The following is a 22252-nucleotide window of genomic DNA, read 5'->3' on the forward strand; positions in this document are numbered from 1 at the left end:
CATTGTTATCGACATTTGTGTATAGCCAAGTTAGGCACGCGAGCAAGGAATACTAAATGAGCACAACCAATGATTCATTGATGGCACGTCGCCAAGCCGCAGTCGCAGGCGGTGTTGGTCAAATTCATCCTGTTTTTACTGCTCGCGCCGAAAACGCGACCGTGTGGGATGTTGAAGGTCGAGAGTTTATCGATTTTGCGGGTGGTATTGCGGTGCTTAACACTGGGCATTTACATCCTAAGGTGAAGGCGGCCGTTGCGGCGCAGCTTGAGGACTTCTCCCACACCTGTTTTATGGTGCTTGGCTACGAAAGTTATATTCAAGTCTGTGAAAAACTGAATCAGTTAGTGCCGGGGGATTTTGCCAAGAAGACGGCCTTATTCACCAGCGGCTCAGAGGCGGTTGAAAACGCGGTTAAAGTGGCTCGGGCATACACTAAGCGGGCGGGCGTGATTGCCTTTACCTCGGGTTACCATGGTCGCACTATGGCGGCGCTGGCATTAACGGGAAAGGTCGCGCCTTACAGTAAAGGTATGGGATTAATGTCGGCTAATGTGTTCCGCGCCGAGTTCCCCTGTGCGCTGCACGGCGTGTCAGATGATGATGCGATGGCCTCTATCGAACGTATCTTTAAAAATGATGCCGAGCCGAGCGATATTGCGGCCATCATCCTCGAGCCTGTGCAGGGTGAAGGTGGATTCTATGCGGCATCGCCAGCCTTTATGCAGCGTTTACGCGCGCTTTGCGACCGTGAAGGTATTATGTTGATCGCCGATGAAGTGCAAACGGGTGCGGGTCGTACCGGGACCTTCTTCGCCATGGAGCAAATGGGTGTGAGCGCCGATATCACCACCTTTGCTAAATCCATTGCCGGTGGTTTCCCTCTTTCTGGTATTACGGGTAAAGCTGAAGTCATGGATGCCATCGGCCCCGGTGGCCTTGGCGGTACCTACGGCGGTAATCCGCTGGCCTGTGCGGCGGCGCTCGCCGTACTTGAGGTGTTTGAAGAGGAAAAGCTGCTTGAACGTGCCAATGCAATTGGCGAACGGATTAAGTCGGCGCTAAACACTATGCAGGTTGAACATCCTCAAATCGCCGATGTACGTGGTCTAGGGGCGATGATAGCCATTGAGTTGATGGAGGATGGTAAACCCGCGCCTCAGTACTGTGCCCAAATCTTAGCCGAGGCCAGAAACCGAGGATTGATTCTCCTTTCCTGTGGCACTTACGGAAACGTGCTGCGTATTTTGGTGCCATTGACAGTGCCAGACGAGCAGCTCGCTGCGGGGCTGGGCATTCTTAAAGCCTGCTTCGATGCCGTGTTAAAAGGTTAATAGAGATAAAAAAATCCCGCTTAGGCGGGATTTTTTATGGCGTGGGTTAACGCTTAAGTTCTTTTAATTTCCATCAGGATTTGTAGCGCGCGCTCACGTTTGTCCTGATCATACAAATCGTTAGTAAAGATAAACTCATCGACACCTAACTCCTTCACTATCATCTCTAAGCGGTGCTTGATGCTGGTGGGGCCACCGGTGACGGATAAGCCTAAGAAGTTATCGACATAGGTTTTTTCCTGCTCGCTCCACAAGCCATTCATACTGTTCACGGGCGGTTTTAACCACAGCGCTTCACCACGGATCAGCGCAAGTACCCGTTGCTTGGAGGTGGTACTCAAGTATTCGGCTTCGGCGTCCGTCTCGGCGGCGATAAGCGGCAGGCCAAGCATGACATAGGGCTTATCCAACACCTTGGATGGCTTAAAGTCGCGGCGGTAAATCTCAATCGCATCGTAGAGGAATCTTGGCGCAAAATGCCCTGCAAAGACATAGGGTAAGCCGCGCTGTGCCGCAAGCTGGGCGCTAAACAGGCTCGAACCAAGTAGCCAAATCGGTACATGGGTGCCTTCGCCGGGAATCGCTCTTACGGGATGATGGCCACTGTAGTCGCCGAGCAAAGTTTGTAACTCGCTCACCTCGGCGGGAAATTGCTCCGCGCGGCTCATATCGCGGTTAAGGGCGCGGCTGGTGATTTGATCGCTCCCAGGGGCGCGGCCAAGCCCTAAATCGATACGTCCAGGATAAAGACTTTCGAGCGTACCAAACTGCTCGGCAACCACTAGGGGCGCATGGTTGGGCAGCATAATCCCGCCCGCACCGACGCGAATGCGTTTAGTATTCTCGGCAATATAGCCAATTAATACCGATGTTGCGGCGCTGGCGATACCGGGCATATTGTGGTGCTCGGCAAACCAGAATCGATTAAAACCTAAGTCATCGGCAACCTTAGCGTATTGCAGGCTGGCGCGTAGCGTGTCTCCGATGCTGGCGCCTTGACGTACGGGGGCGAGTTCTAACAGTGAAAAGGGTATATCCGCCAGGGGAGATTTAGCCGCTGGAACGGCCTGCGATGGGGCGGCGGATGAGGTTGATGTGGATGATGTAGCCATAAATTAAGCGCCTCTTTGCGTGAGTCAGCTCTTTGGCAGCGGCTTTATTTGGCCTCCCACGGATGAATGTGGTGGGTGCTAAAGCGATTGTTCTGTCAGTGCTGATGGAGTCTTACCCTAGGATATGGTGACGTATCAATGATAAACAAGCTCAAGGCTTGAGCTTAACACTGAGTTAAAATTGGAACCGAACATCTTAGTTTTGCAAACAGGGGTGAAAGCCTTATCCCAAGCCGATATATGAAAAGTCGGCACTGAAAGTTCAGATTGTTTGGTGATGAGCAGTAACCTAAAGGTATAAAAAAACTGCCGCAAGCGATTCTTGTCGGCAGTTTTTATCGCTCACATATGGCTTATGTGAGTGAAGGATTATTGCTCGGCTTTCACATCACGTAGTGAGGCCGCCGCGTTATCTTCAATACTGTTATGAGCGTGATGACTTTCGGTCAAGCGGCGCATCAGCGGTAATACGGCTAAGGCGATAAAAGTACATACCACGGCCGCAATACCTAATTTATTGAATAGATTAGTATAAACTGGCAGAGTTTGCAGTGGGTCGACTAAGTCCTGTGGCACGCTGGCAAAGTTAGCCACAACGCCGCCCAAGTACTGGGAAATACCCGATGCCACGAAATAGGCGCCCATCATAAAGCCGCCCATGCGAGCCGGTACATAGCGGGCGATCATGGCTAAACCAAGACCACTCACCAGCAGTTCACCGAGTGAGTAAGAGGCGTAACCCCAAATCATCACCCAAGAAGAGGTTTTACCCTCAACGGCAAATTGGCCAGCAAAACCGTAGATAAAGAAGCCAATTGCGACAACCGCAAACCCTAAGGCGAACTTAGCGGCAATCGAAAAGTCTTTATTGTTGCGACCTGCCCATGAATAACTCCAAGCCAACACTGGGCTTAACACCATGATCCAGATTGGATTCAATGCTTGGAACTGTGCCGGAGACCAAGTCCACAAATGGGTACCAAAGACTTGGAAATCCCAATCGACGTTACGCAGCGCAAATAGGGCCAGTGAGGTCGACATTTGTTGATAGAAGATAAAGAAGAATACCGTCTGCACTGTGAGGATTAGCGCCGCGATAAGGCCGGCCCGCTCGCTTGGCTCACTGGTACGAATTAAGTGGAAGAAAATCCCTAATACCGCCACACCCGCGGCATACACGAACACTCGAGCAACATCTTCATATTCAAGAATAATGGCAGAAGCCACAACGGAAAGCGCCGCTAATACTAAAACGATAGCCAAGTTCTTCTTATTGACTGGGCGAGTATCAGGCTCTGAACCATAGTTGGCGAGGCTCTTGTGCATCAGGGCATAGTTACCTAAGCCGACGATTAAGCCCACACAGCACACGGCAAAGGCAGCATGCCAGCCAAATTCATTACCGTATTGCGCGTTAACATAATCCTTAATCCAAGGCGTTAACAGCATAGAGAAGGTCGAACCTACGTTTACCGCCATATAGTAGATGGTAAAGGCGCTATCGATTTTAGAATCATCACCTTCGTAGATCTTACGGACTAAGTTACCCGCATTGGGTTTAAATAGGCCGTTACCGACCACAATCACCCCAAGTGCGGAGAACATAAACCAAGTGTTTTCGGTCGGCACTGTCATCAATGCATAACCTACAGACAAAATCCCCGCACCGAGTAGCATAGTGCGTTTGGTGCCGAGAATTTTATCCCCAACCCAACCACCGATGGCAGGTGACACGTAAATTAGCGCCGCACAGGCACTCCAAACTAAGTTTGCACGGGAGTCATCAAAGCCAAGACGCTGCACCATAAAGTACACGATCAGCGCCTGCATGCCGTAATAACCAAAACGTTCCCATAATTCGATAAGTGACACAGTCATAAACGAATGTGTCTTGCTTACCTGATTGGTACCAAGAGTCATAAAGCTTGCTTCCGTTATTGTTGTTTTGTGTTAGAGGCCAAGAGTATAAGGCGATAGTCTGTGCAAACCAATGCCACAACGCTACAGAATAGACTTTGTTACAAATGAAATGGTCATTTTTAATCTGGAATTAATTTTTGTAAAAAAATAGTGCTCAACTCGCGGCGCTTATTGTGAGTTGAGTCATGTCAGAGCATGTCGTTTCACGATAAATATCAAACTCTCAGCTAACCGAAATAATTCCACGATTTGCCGAAAAGGAGTCAGTTAAAAGTTTTACTTACGCTTAACAATTCACTATCTTAAAGGCTGGTAATCTCGTGACTGAGTGCTATTTTTTAAACTGAGAAGCAAAAATAAAAATGAACTAGATCAAAATAATTAGGCTCTTGACCTTCTATCTTTTGGAGTTTACTCGATGAAGCATTTGTCCATCAGTACTAAGTTGTTGTGGATCACTTCCGCCTTATTCCTCTCAATTGTCGCCATTCTCTCCATCAGCCTCTGGTGGACCCTTTCGGACCAAAACACAGAGCTGTCTAATCAGGTACAAGAGACACTACAAACGGAAACCCGTGACAAACTCGAAGCCCGTGCGGGCGAATATGGCGAGATGGTGGCGGGCTTTATCAATGAAGCCTATCGGATCCCGTTTTCCTTTTCCGGCATGTTGGAGAGCACGGCGGAAGATCTGCCATTAAAGCGTGACCGTTTAGAGCTGGCCGTGGCGGCGGTATTAAAGAAAAACAACCAGATATCCTCCATGTATGCGCAGTTTGAGCCCAATGGTTACGACGGGCTCGACAGTGAATTTTTAAATGTTGAGGTTAGCCACAGCGTCGCATCATCGGGGGCATTGGAGGTGTATTACACTCGCAACGATGATGGTACAGTCGAACATCATCAAGTGGATGACTCTGCTGAAAAATATGTCTCGACCTTAAACGAGTTTGGGATCCGTGAAGCCGAATGGTATCTCTGTGCCAAGGAAACTCTAAAACCTTGTTTAATGGAACCTTATCTCTATGAAATCAGCCCTGGTAATACGGCTTTGATGACATCCTTAACCGTCCCAGTGGTGAAACATAAACAGTTCATCGGGGTGGTGGGCGTTGATGTGAACTTGCCCGTGTTTCAAGCGCTGATTGATAAGCTCTCCAAGAGCCTCTATGGCGGTCAAGCTAAAGTGACCCTACTGAGTACCCGTGGTTTAGTGGTCGCCGCGAGCCATTACAGCAAAAAAGCGCGTCCTCTGAGTGAATCTATCGATCCTAAGCTTGCGTCACAGATAGTCGCGTTACATAAAAATGGCGGTTACATGGCGAGCGATGATGAGATTATCGTGGCCTATCCGATAAAAATCCCATTGGCGAAAGCGGAATGGTCACTGGCCATCCAAGTCCCTAAAGCTCAAGCCTTTAAGAGCTCCATTGAGTTGAATGACAAAATGGATGAAATGGCCACATCCCTTGGCAGCATCTTGTTGATGGTCGGTTTAGCCGTGTCTATTCTGGCCGTGGTTACCATCAGCATAGTGATCCGCAGCATTATTGCACCGCTGAGGATGATCCAAGGCCGTGTGGAACACTTGGCCAGTGCCGATGGTGATTTAACCCAATCCATTGTGGTCGATGCCCATGCAGAATTGATTGCACTGGGTAAAGGCTTTAACTCCTTTATCCATAAGTTAAAAGACTTGATCAGCGAGTTAAAAACGCTCGCGGGACGCACCCAGGAGGAAAGTCTCTCCTCGGCGCAAATTGCCGAGTTGACTCGCGATAGTGTCCATCGTCAGTATGGCGAAATCGAGAGCGTGGTAACCGCGGTCAATGAGATGAGTGCTACGGCGCTTGAAGTGGCTAAAGCCTCTGAGCAAACGGCTGCGGAAACCGAAGCCATGTCCCGCAATGTACGTCTCAGTGAAGAGAGCCTGACTAAGGCCATGGAATACGTAACCACAATGTCGCAGGAGTCGATGCAGGCAAAAGTAGCCGTGAGCAAAGTGGCTGAAAGCAGCACCAATATCAGCCGTATTCTCGAGGTGATTAGCTCTATTGCCGCGCAAACCAACTTGCTGGCGTTGAACGCCGCGATTGAGGCGGCGCGGGCCGGCGAACAAGGGCGGGGATTTGCCGTGGTGGCCGATGAGGTGAGGGCGCTTGCCTCTAAAACCCAAAGTTCGACCGATGATATCAGTGTGCTAATTGATGCCCTGCAGCAAGAAGTGAATAGTGCCTCTGGCATTATTGATAAAGGTGCTGAGCGTGCGCAAATGGCCGTGTCGCAAACCGAGCAAGCACTCACCTTGCTTAACTCTATGGTCAGTCAGATAGAAGAAATCTCTTCTCAGGTGACGCATATTGCCGCCGCAGCGGAAGAACAAAGCGCGGTCACTGAAGAAGTTAACCGTAATATCACCGGCATTTCCGATTCGGCCTCGGAGCTGGCGCGCCTTGCGGGTGAAGCGCAGCAAAGCAGTGTGGTCCTCGCCGAACTGGTGAAACAGCAGCATCAACAATTAGGTAAGTTAAAGACCTAAATCGAGGAGCCTTGCACAATGTGCGCAAGGGAAATGTATCAAGGCGCTTAAGTGGATTTCACTCAGCGCCTTTATTTTTAATCTTATTCTAGCAATAGCCTAAAGAGACAAATCGAAATCGCGTTTGAGTTGGTTATCGGAAATGACGCGCGTGGGGACGAGTGAGTATCGACTGATGACAGACACAAAAAAGCCCATTATCAAATGGGCTTTTTTGTTGAATTGGGTGGTGGCCCCTCACGGACTTGAACCGTGGACCTAACGATTATGAGTCGTGTGCTCTAACCAACTGAGCTAAGGGGCCGACTAAAGGCAATCGTCATTACCTAAAGCGAGTGGCAGTATACTAAGCTTGTTTGCGCTTGTCACCCGTGTTTTTTGATGAAATTCACCGAATTGATTCAAGTGGTTATCTGTTAATCAACTGTGGTTTTTGCTTAGGGATTTTATATCGTCTGAATGGGAAAGAAATTTTTAACCATTTGATTTTGAAAGAGAGCTTAACGATTGAAATTCAGCGGGGATTTTCGGGGATGTTAATAGGGGCAATAAAAAGCCCCGCTAGGCGGGGCTTAGAATCGATGCTTCGGTTGACTATTCGTCTAAGAACGACTTTAAGATTTCCGAACGTGAAGGGTGGCGCAGTTTACGCAGGGCTTTCGCCTCGATTTGACGGATACGCTCACGGGTTACGTCAAATTGTTTACCCACTTCTTCCAGCGTGTGGTCGGTATTCATGTCGATACCAAAACGCATACGCAGTACTTTCGCTTCACGGGCCGTTAAGCCTGCTAATACCTCATGAGTAGCGCTCTTCAGGCTTTCGCTGGTGGCGCTGTCCAGTGGTAATTCGAGGGTAGTATCCTCGATAAAATCACCTAAATGCGAATCTTCATCGTCACCGATTGGGGTTTCCATGGAGATAGGTTCTTTAGCGATTTTCAGTACCTTACGGATCTTATCTTCCGGCATCATCATACGCTCTGCCAGTTCTTCAGGTGAGGGCTCACGGCCCATTTCCTGCAGCATTTGGCGAGAGATACGGTTCAGCTTGTTGATGGTTTCGATCATATGTACTGGAATACGGATCGTACGGGCTTGGTCCGCGATTGAGCGGGTGATTGCCTGACGGATCCACCAAGTTGCATAGGTCGAGAACTTGTAACCACGACGGTATTCGAACTTATCAACGGCCTTCATCAGACCGATGTTACCTTCTTGGATAAGATCCAAGAATTGTAGACCACGGTTGGTGTATTTCTTCGCGATAGAAATTACCAAACGTAAGTTTGCCTCAACCATTTCTTTCTTCGCACGGCGAGCCTTGGCTTCACCGATTGACATACGACGGTTGATATCTTTAATGGCGGCAATCACTAAGCCAGTTTCTTCTTCGATGGCGGCCAGCTTGCTACGGCAACGCTGTACGTCTTCTTCAACCATTCTTAAGCCTTCGGCATAAGGCTTGTTTGAGTTCTTTTCTGCATCGAACCAATCAAGATTGGTTTCGTTACCGGTGAAGAATTTTACAAAGTTCTTCTTAGGCATTTTGGCCTGTTCGACACAGAGCTTCATCAGTAAACGCTCTTGAACGCGCACTCGGTCCATCATAGAGCGCATGCTTTTCACTAAGCGGTCGAATTGCTTAGGTACGAGGCGGAACTCTTTGAAAATCTCGCCGATTTCAAACAGTGCTTGAATCGATTCTGGGTGTTCACGACCTTTGGCATCGATGATTTTAAGCGCGTTTTCGTAGGCGGTTCTTAATTGGCTAAAGCGTTCACGCGCTTCTTCAGGGTCGGGACCCTTGTTGCCATCGTCATCGCCTTCGCCATCACCGTCTTCGTCTTCGTCGTCTTCATCGTCATCTTCATCATCGAGATCTTCTTCCGATAATTCAGAACCGATATGAGTCGCTGTTGGACCTAGGTCTTCTTCGTCCGGGTTAACAAATCCAGAGATAATATCAGACAGGCGCAGTTCGTCGGCTTCGTACTGGTCGTACTGCTCAAGGATCATGGCGATCGCTTGTGGGTATTCGGCGACAGAGCTTTGAACTGTGTTAATGCCTTCTTCGATGCGTTTGGCGATAACGATTTCGCCTTCACGGGTCAGCAGTTCAACGGTACCCATTTCGCGCATGTACATACGCACTGGGTCTGTGGTGCGGCCTAGCTCACTTTCTACTGTGGCAAGGGCGGCTGCGGCTTCTTCCGCTGCATCTTCGTCTGTGTTGTCTTCCGACATCATCATGTCATCGGCATCTGGTGCTTCTTCGAACACCCGAATACCCATGTCATTTATCATCTGGATAATATCTTCGATCTGGTCAGAATCGACCATGTCTGCAGGTAAGTGATCGTTCACTTCTGCATAGGTTAAGTAACCTTGCTCTTTACCTTTGGCAAGCAACAGCTTGAGTTGCGACTGCGGAGTATGATCCATAGATATCATCCAAGTTGGGAAACTGTTACAACGACGGACAGTTAGCTTGTGCTAAGTGCCGCGCAAATCGTCAATTATAGCCATGTGCACTTACCTGTGCTAGTCACTGGGATACTGATTGAGGACATTTTTGCCTCAGTTTAGTCCTTTCATGACTGAGATCAGCTTCTGCAGCTGGATCTTCTCTTCCTTAGTATGGGTCTGTTTTAGACTCAATTCCTGATATCGTTGTTCAATATATTGATTGTTCAACCAAACCAGGGTCTGTTTAAACTTTTCGAGCAGGTTTTCATCCGCCACTTGATGGTCCCATTGGGCTAATTTATGCAGCGTCCCGCTGTGGGGGCTGTCTCTGAATTGCTCAAGTAGTTGTGCGCTGTTTAACCTATGCTCTCGTGTTAATTCCAACAGCAATGGCAGCAAGTCGATGCCTGGCATTTGCAGATGGTTTAATGCCGGTTGTGGGGATAATCCCACGCCCAGCTCGGGATGCTGTACTAACAAGGCGATGGCAAGTCGCAATGGTGTACCGCGTCCTTTGAGTCCCGTTGATGCTGTGGGCTTAGTTTGTTTGACACTAAAACCCAGTTTTTTCTTCATATCGTCTGAGCTGTTCATGCCTAACTTGTGAGCTAAGTTCTCAAGCAGTAGGTTTTGCAGCACAGTATCTTGAATTTTTTCAATTAGGCCAAAGGCTTGTTTGGCTAAGTTACCTTTATCGGTACCAAATTTTGTCGCTAATGTATCAAACAAAAATTCGGGCAGCGTGATGGCACTTTCCATCATTTGCTCGAAGGCGTCTTTACCAATCTTACGAACCATTGAATCCGGATCTTCAGATTGAGGTAAAAACATAAAACGCACTTTGTCCCCAGGTTTGAGTAGGGGTAAAGCAGTTTCTAAGGCGCGCCAGGCGGCCTCATTACCGGCTCTATCGCCGTCATAACAACAAATCACTTCCTTAGCACTACGCAGCAACAATTGGAATTGTTCAGCCGTCGTCGATGTGCCAAGGGAGGCGACCGCGTAATCCACGCCATATTGGGCGAGGGCGACCACATCCATATAGCCTTCGACAATCAGTACCTTATCGGGATCGCGATGACGTTGTTTTAGCTCGTATAGTCCGTAGAGTTCATTGCCCTTATGAAATATGGGCGTTTCTGGCGAATTCAAGTACTTGGGGGTGCCATCTCCCAATACTCTGCCACCAAATCCAATCACACGACCACGGCGGTCGCGAATAGGAAACATCAGGCGGTCACGGAATCTGTCGTATCTTTTACCGCTGTCATTGCTGATCAGCATGCCTGCGGTCAGGAGTTTATCCTGTGCATCTTGACTATGTCGGTAGCGGCTTAATAAGCCATCCCAACCGTCGGGCGCAAAACCAATCCCAAAATGCTCAACAATATCATCGGATAATCCGCGATAGGCGAGGTAGTCGATGACTTTTTGCTTGTCTTGGTGTTGTCTTAACTGAGTTTGAAAAAAGCGGCTCGCTTCTTCCATTAATTGGTATAGATCACGGCTTAGGCCATCGTCTTGGCGTTTACCCGTGCCTTGTTCCCTTGGGACTTCTAAGCCCAGTTGTCCGGCAAGATCTTCTATGGCATCGACAAAGTCGAGTCTGTCGTACTCCATCACAAAATCGATGGCGTTGCCGTGGGCACCGCAGCCAAAACAATGATAAAACTGTTTATCGCGGCTAACGGTAAACGAAGGTGATTTTTCGCTATGAAAAGGACAACAGGCCGAGTAGTTTTTACCCGCCTTTTTCAAGGGCACCTTGCGGTCGATAAGTTCGACAATGTCGGTGCGAGCGATTAGCTCATTGATAAAATCACGAGGTATTGCCATTGAGTGCTTAAAATCTCGCCTTGCGCGAATTTAAACAAACAAGCCGCGCATAGGCACGGCTTGTTCATACATTGAAACGCTAATTATTGCAATTTTGCACGGATCATAGCGCCGATAGCGCCCATGTCTGCACGTCCTTGAACTTTAGGTTTTAATGCTCCCATTACTTTGCCCATATCCGCCATGGAGGATGCGCCTATTTCAGCAATAGCGGCATCGATGAACGCAGCAATTTCCGCCTCAGAGAGGGGAGTCGGCAGGAAAGTTTCAATAACTTGAATCTCTTCTGCTTCTGCTGCGGCCAACTCGCTACGACCCGCTGCTTCATATTGAGCAATCGAATCGCGACGTTGTTTCACCATTTTGGTTAAGACAGCTATAACCTGCTCATCATTCAGGGTTTCGCGGGTATCCACTTCAATCTGTTTGATGGCTGCAAGTGCCATACGAATAGTACTCAATCTCGCCTTCTCTTTGGCGATCATGGCCTGTTTCATATGGTCTTTTAGCTGATCAATTAGGCTCATAAGAGATTAGTATAAACGTACGCGACGTGCGTTTTCGCGAGAAAGCTTTTTAGCTAAACGTTTAACTGCAGCTGCTTTAGCGCGCTTACGTGCAGTAGTTGGCTTCTCGTAGAATTCACGAGCACGCACGTCAGCTAAAATACCAGCTTTTTCACAAGAGCGCTTGAAACGACGCAGAGCTACGTCGAATGGTTCGTTTTCACGTACTTTAATAATTGGCATACGCCATCACCCCTTAGGTGTAGGTTGTGTGGTTCAATTGCTTGAACCAAGTGTATTTAAAATGGTGCGGAATTTTATACCGAGACAACTAGGCTTGTAAAGCCCTAATCCTGTGTGGCGGGTTTGGCTACGGGAATATGATGATCGGCGACTGGAGTAATTGTCATCATACAGGTAGAATTAGCGCCCTTTGGTAATTTGGATATGAGGCACCATGCGGGTTCTAGGTATTGAGACATCTTGTGACGAGACAGGTATTGCCGTCTATGACGATAAGCTGGGTTTACTTTCCCATGCTTTATATAGTCAGGTTAAGTTGCATGCGGATTATGGTGGGGTTGTGCCTGAACTGGCTTCCCGCGACCATGTGCGCAAAATTGTCCCGCTGATCCGCCAAGCGTTGAAAAATGCCAATACCGAGATTGCCGATTTAGATGGTATTGCCTACACCAAAGGCCCAGGCCTTATCGGTGCTTTATTAGTGGGCGCCTGTGTTGGCCGCTCACTTGCCTTTGCTTGGAACAAACCCGCCATCGGCGTGCACCATATGGAAGGGCATTTGCTGGCGCCAATGCTGGAAGACGATGCGCCTGAGTTTCCCTTTGTGGCACTGTTAGTGTCTGGCGGTCACTCAATGTTAGTAAAGGTTGATGGTATCGGCCTTTATGAAGTCTTAGGTGAGTCGGTGGATGACGCCGCCGGTGAAGCCTTCGATAAAACCGCTAAGTTAATGGGGTTGGATTATCCTGGCGGTCCACGGCTTGCGAAACTGGCTGCCAAAGGTGAGCCCGCAGGTTATCAATTTCCGCGCCCAATGACCGACAAACCCGGACTCGATTTTAGCTTCTCAGGGCTTAAAACCTTTACCGCCAATACCATTGCCGCCGAGCCCGATGATGAGCAAACCCGCGCGAACATCGCCCGCGCCTTTGAAGAAGCGGTCGTCGATACGCTCGCGATAAAATGTCGCCGCGCGTTAAAACAAACAGGCTATAACCGTTTAGTTATAGCAGGTGGCGTGAGTGCCAATACGCGTTTACGAGAAACCTTGGCCGAGATGATGACCTCTATCGGTGGCCGAGTTTATTATCCTCGTGGTGAGTTTTGTACTGACAATGGCGCCATGATCGCCTTCGCTGGCCTGCAGCGTTTAAAGGCAGGCCAACAGGAAGACTTAGCGGTTAAAGGTCAGCCGAGATGGCCACTCGATACCTTACCGCCTGTTGCATAAGTTATTGCAGGCTAAGTCAGCAAAATAAAAAACAGCGCATGATGCGCTGTTTTTTATGGTTCTCTTGGATTGTTCTCTTGGATTAGTCACTTGCATATTGTTTCTAGAATGAACTACCAAGCCATTTCTCGGCGTGAGTATTTTTAGTGTAGCTATGGTGTTGAGTAACTAGAGTGTTACATAACTAAGGTGCTTTAGGACGCTTTTTACGTGACACCTTAGACTCTTCACCTTTCAGTAACCGCTGAATATTTTCTTTATGGCGGATGATAATCAGGGTTGAGAGCATAGCGACGGGGATCGTAAATCTGTCATCCAGCCACCAAGTATAAAGTGGTGCCAGTAGGGCGGTGATAATAGCAGCGAGGGAAGAGTAGCGGCTGATCAGGACTAAGACGACCCAAGATGCCATCAAGCAGATGGCCAAGTCATCGCCAATCGGCGCCATAGCACCAAAAGCGGTCGCCACGCCTTTGCCACCTTTAAAACCAAAAAATATCGGATAGATATGACCAAGACAGGCGGCGATGGCGATCAAACCAAGGGAAATGGCGTCGATTCCCATCAAATAGGCAAGATAAGTGGGTAAGGCGCCCTTAAGCATATCGAAAAATAACACCATGGCAGCCGAGCTTGCGCCGCCAATGCGCAGCACGTTGGTGGCTCCGGGGTTGCCTGAGCCTTGCAATCTGGGGTCGGGTAGGCCTCTCATCCTACACACTAGCACAGCACTTGAGACAGAACCGGCTAAATAGGCGGCCACAATCATCAAAAGTGTCAGTGTTAATTGACTCACATTGGTTTCCTTACACGTCTTAAGGTATTATCGCGCCACAATTAAACAGCCTCTTGGCAAGCATTCAGTCATAAGCGATAGCGATAACGCGACTTATCAAGTTGCGATAGTTTCTGAACGAACAAATCCATTTGGGCGTTATCCTACTTCGGATTGGTCCGAGTAGAAAGTAAATTAGTCGTTCCATCGAACGGCGGATTATACAGACACTATCGCGTTTAGCTTATCAGACCTCATTGGCATGAGTTAGTAGGAATTAGTATGGATAAAGTGCTTATTCGACAATTACGTATTGATACTGTGATTGGCGTCTATGAATGGGAAAAGAAAATCCAGCAGAGCCTGTTTTTGGATCTCGACATGGCTTGGGATAATAAGGCCGCCGCGGCAAGCGACGACTATCAATACGCGCTCTGCTACGAGACGGTGTCGAACCGCCTGACTCAGCTCGTCACCGAAAAGCCCATCGAGTTAATCGAAACCGTTGCCGAGCGAGTGGCCGAATGTGTGCTCAACGAGTTTAAGGTCAATTGGGTGAAAGTCGTGGTGATGAAACCCGGTGCAGTACCTTCGGCTGCTGCCGTTGGGGTTGAGATTGAACGCTCACGCTAATCGTTACTGTAGATTCGGGTTTTAGCTTAGTTAGGCAGACGGTTCGGACATGGGTATGGCACGTATATACATTAGTTTAGGCAGTAATATAGAACCTTCTCGCTATCTGAAGGCGGGCTTACAGTCATTACGAGAGCACTTTGGTCCACTGCAGCTTTCCTCTATGTATGAGAGTGAAGCCGTAGGGTTCGATGGCACTAACTTTTTAAACATGGTGGCCTGTGCACAAACGAGCCTGAATATTGCTGAGGTAGTTGCGCAGTTTAAGCAAATCGAGCAGAATCACGGCCGGTTGGTGGGGGCCAAAAAGTTTAGTCCAAGAACCTTAGATATTGACCTATTGCTATATGATGATGTCGTTTGTCAGACCCCAGTGGTTCTGCCCCGCGCCGAAATTGTCACTAATGCTTTTGTGCTTTGGCCTTTAGCGGAAATCGCCCCCGATTTGGTTCACCCATTGCAGCAGAAAACCTATGCCGTAATGTGGGATGAATATGATAAAGCGTCGCAAAAGCTGTGGCCAGTAGCCTTTGAATGGCCTCATGGGCTCACTTTTTAATTGATTGATAGGATTGTCATGGATACGTTTCAGGTAATTATTTTAGCGTTAATTCAAGGATTAACAGAGTTCCTCCCCATTTCTAGTTCGGCGCACCTTATCCTACCCGCACAGCTTTTAGGCTGGGAAGACCAAGGCTTATCCTTCGACGTTGCCGTGAACACGGGCTCATTATTCGCCGTGGTGATTTATTTTCGCAATGAACTCTGGGCCATGTTCAAGGCTTGGATTGCCAGTATGGTAAAAGGTCAGCATTCCGATGACAGTAAGTTAGCCTGGTGGATCATTCTTGCCACTTTACCCGCAGTGTTTTTTGGCTTTATGGCCAAAGACTTTATCGAAACCCATTTGCGCAGCGCTGGTGTGATCGCCGTGACGACTGTGGTCTTTGGTTTGCTGCTCTGGTGGGCAGATAAGATGTCGCGCCGTGACTTGACGGTTTATCAAACGGGTTGGCGCAAGGCGTTATTAATTGGTTTTGCTCAGGCGCTGGCGTTAATCCCAGGTACTTCACGCTCGGGCGCGACGATGACGGCCGCGCTGATGTTAGGTCTTAGCCGTGATGCCGCTGCGCGTTTCTCGTTCTTGATGTCTGTGCCTGTCAGCTTAGGCGCGGCGATTTTAGTGGGTAAAGATTTGGCTGAAAGCCCGCTTCCCATTGATTATCAAGCACTGACACTCGGCACTGTGATTTCATTTGTGGCCGCCTATCTGTGTATTCACTATTTCTTAAAAATCATCAGCCGTATGGGTATGACGCCATTTGTGATTTATCGCCTCATCCTCGGTGCTGTGTTATGTGGATTTATCTTCCTATAATACAGGGGCGTCATGGCTAAAAAATCGGGTCTAGTACCCGATTTTTGTGTTTTTAGGCGCGGATTTTCGTTAACGGAGTAAGTTATGGGCCTTCAATTTCAATGTCCTACCTGTGGTTCGGCACTGATGCAGCATCAGGCATCCCAAGGTTTTTACTGTGCGAATAAGCACCATTTTGATAAAAACGAAGCGGGTTATTGGATTTTTACTAAACCGGCACGGCAAAAGCCAACTGGCGACTCCCGTCAGCAAGTGCGGGCAAAGCGTTTCTTGCTTGAGTCGGGGATTTTTTCACCTTTAGTTGAAAAGATGGCGGCGATGATCGCCCCACATCTGAAAGCCGATGATTGCCTATTGGACTACGAGTGCGCTGACGGCTTCTATTTGCGTGCTTTAGCTTCTGCGCTACCTAATCTCACAAACGAGCTAAACGTCCAGTACAGCGGCGTAGCGGACGCAGAAAATACTATTTTTGCTGCGGCCAAAGCGCAAACCCCTGCAACACTGTGCTTAAGCACCTCAAAAGTGCTGCCTTTTGCCGACAATTGCATTGACCTTATCACTGTGGTCGATAAGCCGTTGAAGGGGAAGGAATGCGTTCGAGTCCTTAAAGATCAGGGCTTGATATTACAGGTGATCCCGGGGGCGCGGCATTTGTGGCAAATCAGAGAGTGTATTTATCCGGAACTGACTGAAAAAACGCCCCAAATTAACTTACCTTCGGGTTTAATTGTCAAAGAACAGCAGCAATTGCAATTTAGTTTGTCCGTTACGGGTGAACAAGCGCTGGTCTTGCTGGATATGACACCCTATGCGTGGCGAGCTTCTGAACAAGTTAAACACCTTATTCGGACGAAAGCCTTCGATACGCTGGAAATTGATTTTGTTTTGGTCTTAGCGCAAAAGTCTTTAATTGAGTCCTAATAGGCCAAAATACCTAATTAAACAGGATGTTTTTTAATCTATTCATTAGCTTAGAGAATGCGTTTCTGGGTGCTTGAATAGGGCGAATTATGCAAGTCTATGATACTAATCGAGCTTTTTATGTTGTTTTAATGTAAATGCGAAACGGCGTCCCTTAAACTTTATCTTTATTACACTTTTGTCTCTCACAATTATTACCAGTTTATTGCCTTTGTTTCCCTAATAGCCTCAGTTTGTCGCGTTGCAGTTTCTTTAAAATGCCGACGATAACACTGGGGCAAAAATAAAGTTTTAAGCAAAAAGATTCGTGGAGATTAAGAAAACTTAAAATCTCAGTTTATGGATGAGATTAAAAATCAAATCCACTTAAAACAAATGAGCGATGAACTTCGGTTTTGAACTGGTATTGCCGTTAAGCCGAATGAGTTTTAAAGAGATGGTGAGTGTAAAGGGCTAGGGAGCTGAGAAAGTGTAGGTTTAAATTGGAGATGATTTTTAGAGATAAGATGGGTGCTTGGATTAACTTAGGCCATAAAAAAAGGCTTGGATGGATGTGCTATTCGCTTTCATCTCTCTCAAGCCTTTTATGCTAACCTGCTGAATTACAGGTTAATTACTTACCATTACTTCTTGTAACGAGAAGCAACGTTGTCTAGACGGTCGTTAGCGCGCTTAGCTTCTGCTTGTGCGTCCATAGCTGCTGCTTTAGCATCTTTAACGTCTGCAGACAGTTTGCTTTGCTCTGATTTCAGAGAGCTAACATCAGCTGACAATTGATCAACTTTGTTGCCCAGAGTTGCAACGCTTTCTTCCAGAGCAGTAGTGTTTGCACAACCACCTAGTAGGGCAGTCATTGCTAAACCAGCAATCATCAGTACTTTTTTGTTCATTGTAAAAAATCCCTTAAAATAGGTTGGATTTGAATGTTTCGTCACTTTGGAATCGAAACTGCCTAATTATGACATAGCTATTTTAATTTGCTACGAATATTAATGCGTTTAACCACTATAGACATATAAATTTTTTTTAAAAGCGTTTTTTCGCGGTTATATCGGCCTTTTTCATCGAAAAATGGCACTGTATTTACCAGAAAGTGTGGTCGCATTTACAAAAATATTACAATTTTATGGCGTTTGTTTGGCTTGGGATTGCTGCCAGTTGAGTTTCACTTGCTCAACAACCTCTATCCGCTTCGAATTGAGCGCCTGTTTTATCTGTGCACCTTGAAAACCTGCCGCAATAATAGCCTTCACATCGACCGTATTGGCGGCTAAAAAACAAGCAGAAAGATAATCGCCTTGTGGATAGGCGTGATGCTCGAATCCGGTTCGGCCACGCATATCGGCGAGACAGGCTAATAGAAGTTGCTCCAGCCGTTCCGGTTTACGCCAAAAATCGGCTTTATCGAAGAGTTTGATGATGGTTTCGCTTCTTAACTCAAAAGCTTGGTGTACATTCTGATGTTGGTCGCTCACCAAGAGCGCTAGATCGCGATACTCGTTGGGGATCCGCAAGCGTTCACACAGACTTTTAATGACGGGTAAGCCCTTTTGTCCATGACCATGGTGTTTAGGCCAATGCTCTTTAGGGCTTAATGCTTTACCCAAGTCATGCACTAGGGCGGCAAAACGCACGGCACTTTCCTCTGTCAGAGCGGACGCTTGAGCTAACACCAACATAGTGTGCAAACCTGTGTCTATCTCTGGGTGCCATTTTTCTGGTTGTGGCACACCAAAAAGCGCCTCAATCTCAGGGAAAAGAATATTCAAGGCGCCACATTGGCGTAGCACCTCGAAAAAGACTTCTGGGTGAGGGCCGCTAAGACTCTTATCGACTTCTTGCCAGACGCGCTCTGGGGTAAGGGCGGTTAACTCCTCGGTTTGGCTCATGTGCTGCATTAACGCCATGGTTTCATCGGCAATCTCGAAGCCTAAGTCATGAAAACGTGCGGCAAAACGGGCAACCCTTAATACTCGCAGCGGATCTTCAGCAAAGGCGTCCGACACATGTCTCAGCTTACGCGCGTTGATATCGGCGATGCCATGGTAAGGATCGTACAAGTTACCCGCCTCATCTTGGGCGATGGCATTAATGGTTAAATCGCGTCTCAGCAGGTCTTGCTCTAGGGTGACATCCGGACTGGCGTAACAGCTGAAACCGCCATAGCCGAGGCCGACTTTGCGCTCTGTGCGTGCTAATGCATATTCTTGTTGGGTTTTAGGGTGCAAAAAGACTGGGAAGTCTTTACCTACCTGGCGATAACCTAACTGCTGCATTTGCTCCGGAGTCGCGCCGACAACCATAAAATCTTTATCTTTTATAGGGAGATTGAGCAGGCTGTCTCGTACAGCTCCGCCCACTAAATAAATTTTCACAGGAATACTTTAGCTAGTGTGTCATAAAGCTAGCTTAACATGATGAGGTGATGGCGAGTCGAATTTGGGTGCAGATATTTATTGGGATGTCACATCCATGTTGCGGATGTTTTGACAATATCATTGGGACGTTTTAACGTGGGGCGTTATTTTTAGCTTAGGATGATTGGTGGTATGTACAAGGCCTTTTATGGACTCAGTGATAACCCTTTTTCGATTGCACCCAATCCCCATTATTTATTTTTGAGTGACAGGCACAGAGAGGCCTTAGCCCATTTGACCTATGGACTGGGTGAAACTGGGGGCTTTGTGTTGTTGACGGGGGAGGTCGGCACGGGGAAAACGACAGTATCTCGTTGTTTACTTGGGCAATTGCCTGATAATACCGACACTGCATTTATTTTAAATCCTTCGCTGACGGAGCTGGAGTTACTCGCCACGCTCTGTGATGAATTGAAGATTAGCTATGGTGAAAAACCAACCCTGAAACAACTCACTGACCATTTGAGTCGTTTTTTACTGGCTAATCATGAGAAAGGCCGCAATACCGTACTCATCATCGATGAGGCGCAGCATCTGCGTGCCGAAGTATTAGAGCAATTAAGGCTGCTCACCAATCTTGAGACCGACACCAAAAAACTGCTGCAGGTGATCTTAATTGGTCAGCCAGAGCTGCAATTGCTGCTTAAACGGCAAGAGCTTAGACAGTTAGCCCAGCGTATTACTGCCCGTTATCATCTATTGCCTCTGAATGAAGATGAAATCGCACTCTATGTGTTGCACCGTTTACAGGTGGCAGGTCGTTTCGAACCGCTTTTTACTCGCAAAGCCATTAAAGTGCTGCACAAATACAGTGGCGGCATTCCGCGGTTAATTAACTTGCTGTGCGAACGTGCCTTGATGGCGGGTTATGCACAATCTAAGGTGCCTATCGATCACCATATGGTGAGACAAGCTGCGGCTGAGGTATTAGGCGAAGAAGAACCACAGCAAAATAAACTCTTGTGGCCGAGCGCTATTGCGGCGGCATTGGTTGTGGCTTTCGGCGTGTCTTATTGGTTATTTACCGAAAGCCCTGCAGTTGCCAATGTGGCTAACTCGCCTGTGACACAAGTGAGCCAAACGACACCTGCTGCAACTCAAGTATCAACTCAAGCTAATAGTATTCAGCCGGAGCAAACACAAGCAGCAACCCAGAGTGCACCAGTGGCTAGCGAGCCGCAAACACTTGCGGCGCCAGATCCGAGTGTGCGGGTGTTGCAGGAGGCCATCAAACAAAGCCGCAGTATCGATACCGCCTTTGCAGGCCTCTTTAATGTGTGGGGTAAAGTCCCCTTTAAAGGCTTAACCGCGTGCCAGTCGGCGCTGGAGCAGGGGCTTTCCTGCTATCAACAGCAGGGCAATTGGATGTCGCTCACACGGCTCAATTATCCCGCGGTTGTGTATTTAGTGGATGATAACCAACAAGATTTTTATGGCGCTGTGATAGCCGTCGATGCTGATCAGCTATTGATGCAGTTGGGCGAGCAGCAGCTTTGGGTCGATAGAGCCTGGTTCAATCAACATTTTAGTGGCACCTTTGAAATTCTCTGGCAGGCGCCTAACTTGCCTATGCTGGAAATCAGTCAGAAGTCGAGTCCTGGACAATTACAATGGCTTGAAAACGCCCTTGCCCATGTGGCTAACCGACCTTCGCGCCGGGTGTCTCAATTTGATCTGAAATTAGAGAACGATCTGAAAGCTTTCCAAAGCCAACATGGTTTAAAGGCCGACGGGATTGCAGGTAATCAAACCTTAGTGAGACTGAATTTGTATTTAAGTGATCAGGGACCGCGCCTCACGGATAAGGGAGCGCAGAGTTAATGTCCATTTTACTCGATGCGGTAACCCGTAATAAGCAGCAACAAACTTCACCCTTACCCGATGCGGTATTAACGCCGAGGGCAAGTTATCCTACGGCGCGTAAATCTGCATTCCCCGTGGCAAAATTATCCCTACTCGCCGTCGCGGTGGCGCTTGGTGTGGGTGTGGCGTGGGGCGTGGCGAATTGGCAACAGCAAAATGCGATGTCGATAGTGAATGTGGCGCCTAGCACTATCAATCCAAGCATGGCTGATACAAAGGCTGAATACACGCCACAGACAGCCTCTACTGTGCAGCCATCTGCCGAAGGTGTTCGCGCCTCTGCAGGTGTAGTTACTCGCGCTGCGTTGCAAACTGGTGGAGCAGGGCAAACCTCAGCAGAATCATCAGGGTTTCGATTAGCGGGCAAAGTGGCACTGCCAAGGGAGCAGGTATTAAATGAGGTGCCTGCAAACGTGCAGCCTTATCAGAACCTCAACATGAGTTCGACACAGGCTACCACGGCATCCGCTTCAGCCAGTGCGGACCCGAGCTATGACGACTATCTGGCAACTTCTGCCGCCTTAGATGAAACGACCCGAACGCAGCAACCCTCAATCGAAAACGTTGCGCCACAGGATACGAGCGAGTCAGAGCCTATTATGTTGGGCGCTAATGCGAATCGTCAGGGCTTAGCGACACTCGAGGCACTACGTGAGCAAGTTAATGCGGCGGCGGCCGATGTGGGCTTAGAAACGGCGCAGAGCCGCAAAGAGGATGAGTTAGTCGCGAATTTTCAGGATGCGCTCAAGGATGTGGAATATGTGAAAGCGGCTAAAACGCCGGTAACAGAGCCCAAGCTTGATCCTATTCCTAAGGTCGAAAACGACGATATTCCTAAATATGGGCAACTGCCCGCGGGGTTACAGCTTCAAGTGCCTGAATTTAATATTGTTGCCCACGTTTATTCGACGGATGCGAGTCAGCGTTGGTTGAATGTCGATGGCGCCGAGTTACAGGAAGGCGACCAGATTGGGGGCAAGTTAAAGATTATTGCGATTCGCCCACGGGATGTAGTGCTCGAAATCCAAGGCACGCAGTTTAGGGTGCCTGCGATTTAACTTGTTATATTACA

General features: G+C 48.1%; 18 protein-coding genes and 1 tRNA gene. 9 read left to right on the forward strand and 10 right to left on the reverse strand.

Features of this window, described 5'->3' with window-relative positions:
- The first annotated feature begins 56 nt into the window (after positions 1-56).
- Positions 57-1334, forward strand: a complete 1278-nt coding sequence (gabT, locus tag M0415_RS00385; protein ID WP_249556015.1) for a 4-aminobutyrate--2-oxoglutarate transaminase — start codon at positions 57-59, stop codon at positions 1332-1334.
- Between the two features lie 53 nt (positions 1335-1387).
- On the opposite strand, the gene M0415_RS00390 is transcribed toward gabT, so the two are convergent.
- The gene (locus tag M0415_RS00390; RefSeq protein WP_249556014.1) at positions 1388-2446 is read right to left on the reverse strand and encodes an LLM class flavin-dependent oxidoreductase; all 1059 of its coding nucleotides are present in this window, start codon (positions 2444-2446) and stop codon (positions 1388-1390) included.
- Between the two features lie 369 nt (positions 2447-2815).
- A complete protein-coding gene (locus M0415_RS00395; protein ID WP_011717927.1) occupies positions 2816-4366 on the reverse strand; it encodes a peptide MFS transporter in 1551 nt (516 codons plus the stop codon).
- Between the two features lie 418 nt (positions 4367-4784).
- On the opposite strand from M0415_RS00395, the gene M0415_RS00400 reads away from it, so the two are divergent.
- The gene (locus M0415_RS00400) at positions 4785-6905 is read left to right on the forward strand and encodes a methyl-accepting chemotaxis protein (protein WP_249556013.1); all 2121 of its coding nucleotides are present in this window, start codon (positions 4785-4787) and stop codon (positions 6903-6905) included.
- 227 nt (positions 6906-7132) lie between these two features.
- Here M0415_RS00400 and M0415_RS00405 read toward each other — a convergent pair.
- From M0415_RS00405 to rpsU, 5 genes are all read right to left on the reverse strand, one after another.
- A tRNA-Ile gene (locus M0415_RS00405) sits at positions 7133-7209 on the reverse strand.
- A 290-nt stretch (positions 7210-7499) separates the two neighbouring features.
- Complete coding sequence (gene rpoD, locus M0415_RS00410) at positions 7500-9350, reverse strand: RNA polymerase sigma factor RpoD (protein WP_086903108.1); 1851 nt, start codon at positions 9348-9350, stop codon at positions 7500-7502.
- 135 nt (positions 9351-9485) lie between these two features.
- Positions 9486-11210, reverse strand: coding sequence for a DNA primase (gene dnaG, locus M0415_RS00415; protein WP_011626923.1), 1725 nt, complete (start codon positions 11208-11210; stop codon positions 9486-9488).
- A gap of 83 nt (positions 11211-11293) precedes the next feature.
- Positions 11294-11737, reverse strand: a complete 444-nt coding sequence (locus tag M0415_RS00420) for a GatB/YqeY domain-containing protein (protein ID WP_011717923.1) — start codon at positions 11735-11737, stop codon at positions 11294-11296.
- A 6-nt stretch (positions 11738-11743) separates the two neighbouring features.
- Positions 11744-11959, reverse strand: coding sequence for a 30S ribosomal protein S21 (rpsU, locus tag M0415_RS00425; RefSeq protein WP_006080725.1), 216 nt, complete (start codon positions 11957-11959; stop codon positions 11744-11746).
- Between the two features lie 214 nt (positions 11960-12173).
- Here rpsU and tsaD point away from each other — a divergent pair, with 214 nt between their 5' ends.
- Complete coding sequence (tsaD, locus tag M0415_RS00430) at positions 12174-13190, forward strand: tRNA (adenosine(37)-N6)-threonylcarbamoyltransferase complex transferase subunit TsaD (protein WP_249556012.1); 1017 nt, start codon at positions 12174-12176, stop codon at positions 13188-13190.
- 184 nt (positions 13191-13374) lie between these two features.
- Here the strand turns inward: tsaD and plsY are convergent, their stop codons facing one another.
- Entirely contained in the window at positions 13375-13986 is a 612-nt protein-coding gene (gene plsY / locus M0415_RS00435) for a glycerol-3-phosphate 1-O-acyltransferase PlsY (RefSeq protein WP_011717922.1), read from the reverse strand.
- 261 nt (positions 13987-14247) lie between these two features.
- Between plsY and folB the strand changes: the two genes are divergently transcribed.
- The 4 genes from folB to M0415_RS00455 all read left to right on the forward strand — a co-directional run bounded on the left by folB (position 14248) and on the right by M0415_RS00455 (position 16900).
- The gene (gene folB / locus M0415_RS00440; protein WP_023266748.1) at positions 14248-14598 is read left to right on the forward strand and encodes a dihydroneopterin aldolase; all 351 of its coding nucleotides are present in this window, start codon (positions 14248-14250) and stop codon (positions 14596-14598) included.
- A 55-nt stretch (positions 14599-14653) separates the two neighbouring features.
- Positions 14654-15157 carry a 2-amino-4-hydroxy-6-hydroxymethyldihydropteridine diphosphokinase gene (gene folK, locus M0415_RS00445; protein WP_249556011.1) on the forward strand — a complete coding sequence of 168 codons (504 nt, stop codon included), beginning with the start codon at positions 14654-14656 and terminating at the stop codon, positions 15155-15157.
- 18 nt (positions 15158-15175) lie between these two features.
- A complete protein-coding gene (locus M0415_RS00450; protein WP_011717919.1) occupies positions 15176-15976 on the forward strand; it encodes an undecaprenyl-diphosphate phosphatase in 801 nt (266 codons plus the stop codon).
- An 84-nt stretch (positions 15977-16060) separates the two neighbouring features.
- The gene (locus M0415_RS00455; protein WP_249556010.1) at positions 16061-16900 is read left to right on the forward strand and encodes a putative RNA methyltransferase; all 840 of its coding nucleotides are present in this window, start codon (positions 16061-16063) and stop codon (positions 16898-16900) included.
- 623 nt (positions 16901-17523) lie between these two features.
- Here the strand turns inward: M0415_RS00455 and M0415_RS00460 are convergent.
- Together M0415_RS00460 and M0415_RS00465 are read right to left on the reverse strand one after the other, a co-directional pair.
- Complete coding sequence (locus M0415_RS00460) at positions 17524-17790, reverse strand: Lpp/OprI family alanine-zipper lipoprotein (RefSeq protein ID WP_011623648.1); 267 nt, start codon at positions 17788-17790, stop codon at positions 17524-17526.
- Between the two features lie 234 nt (positions 17791-18024).
- A complete protein-coding gene (locus M0415_RS00465; RefSeq protein WP_249556009.1) occupies positions 18025-19275 on the reverse strand; it encodes a multifunctional CCA addition/repair protein in 1251 nt (416 codons plus the stop codon).
- Between the two features lie 174 nt (positions 19276-19449).
- Between M0415_RS00465 and M0415_RS00470 the strand changes: the two genes are divergently transcribed.
- Both M0415_RS00470 and M0415_RS00475 read left to right on the forward strand, forming a co-directional pair.
- Entirely contained in the window at positions 19450-21138 is a 1689-nt protein-coding gene (locus M0415_RS00470; protein WP_249556008.1) for an ExeA family protein, read from the forward strand.
- Positions 21138-22238 carry a general secretion pathway protein GspB gene (locus tag M0415_RS00475; RefSeq protein ID WP_249556007.1) on the forward strand — a complete coding sequence of 367 codons (1101 nt, stop codon included), beginning with the start codon at positions 21138-21140 and terminating at the stop codon, positions 22236-22238. Before M0415_RS00470 ends, M0415_RS00475 begins: the two co-directional genes overlap by 1 nt.
- Positions 22239-22252 lie beyond the last annotated feature (14 nt).

This window comes from Shewanella sp. 10B (genome assembly GCF_023475885.1).
Lineage (GTDB): Bacteria > Pseudomonadota > Gammaproteobacteria > Enterobacterales > Shewanellaceae > Shewanella > Shewanella mangrovisoli.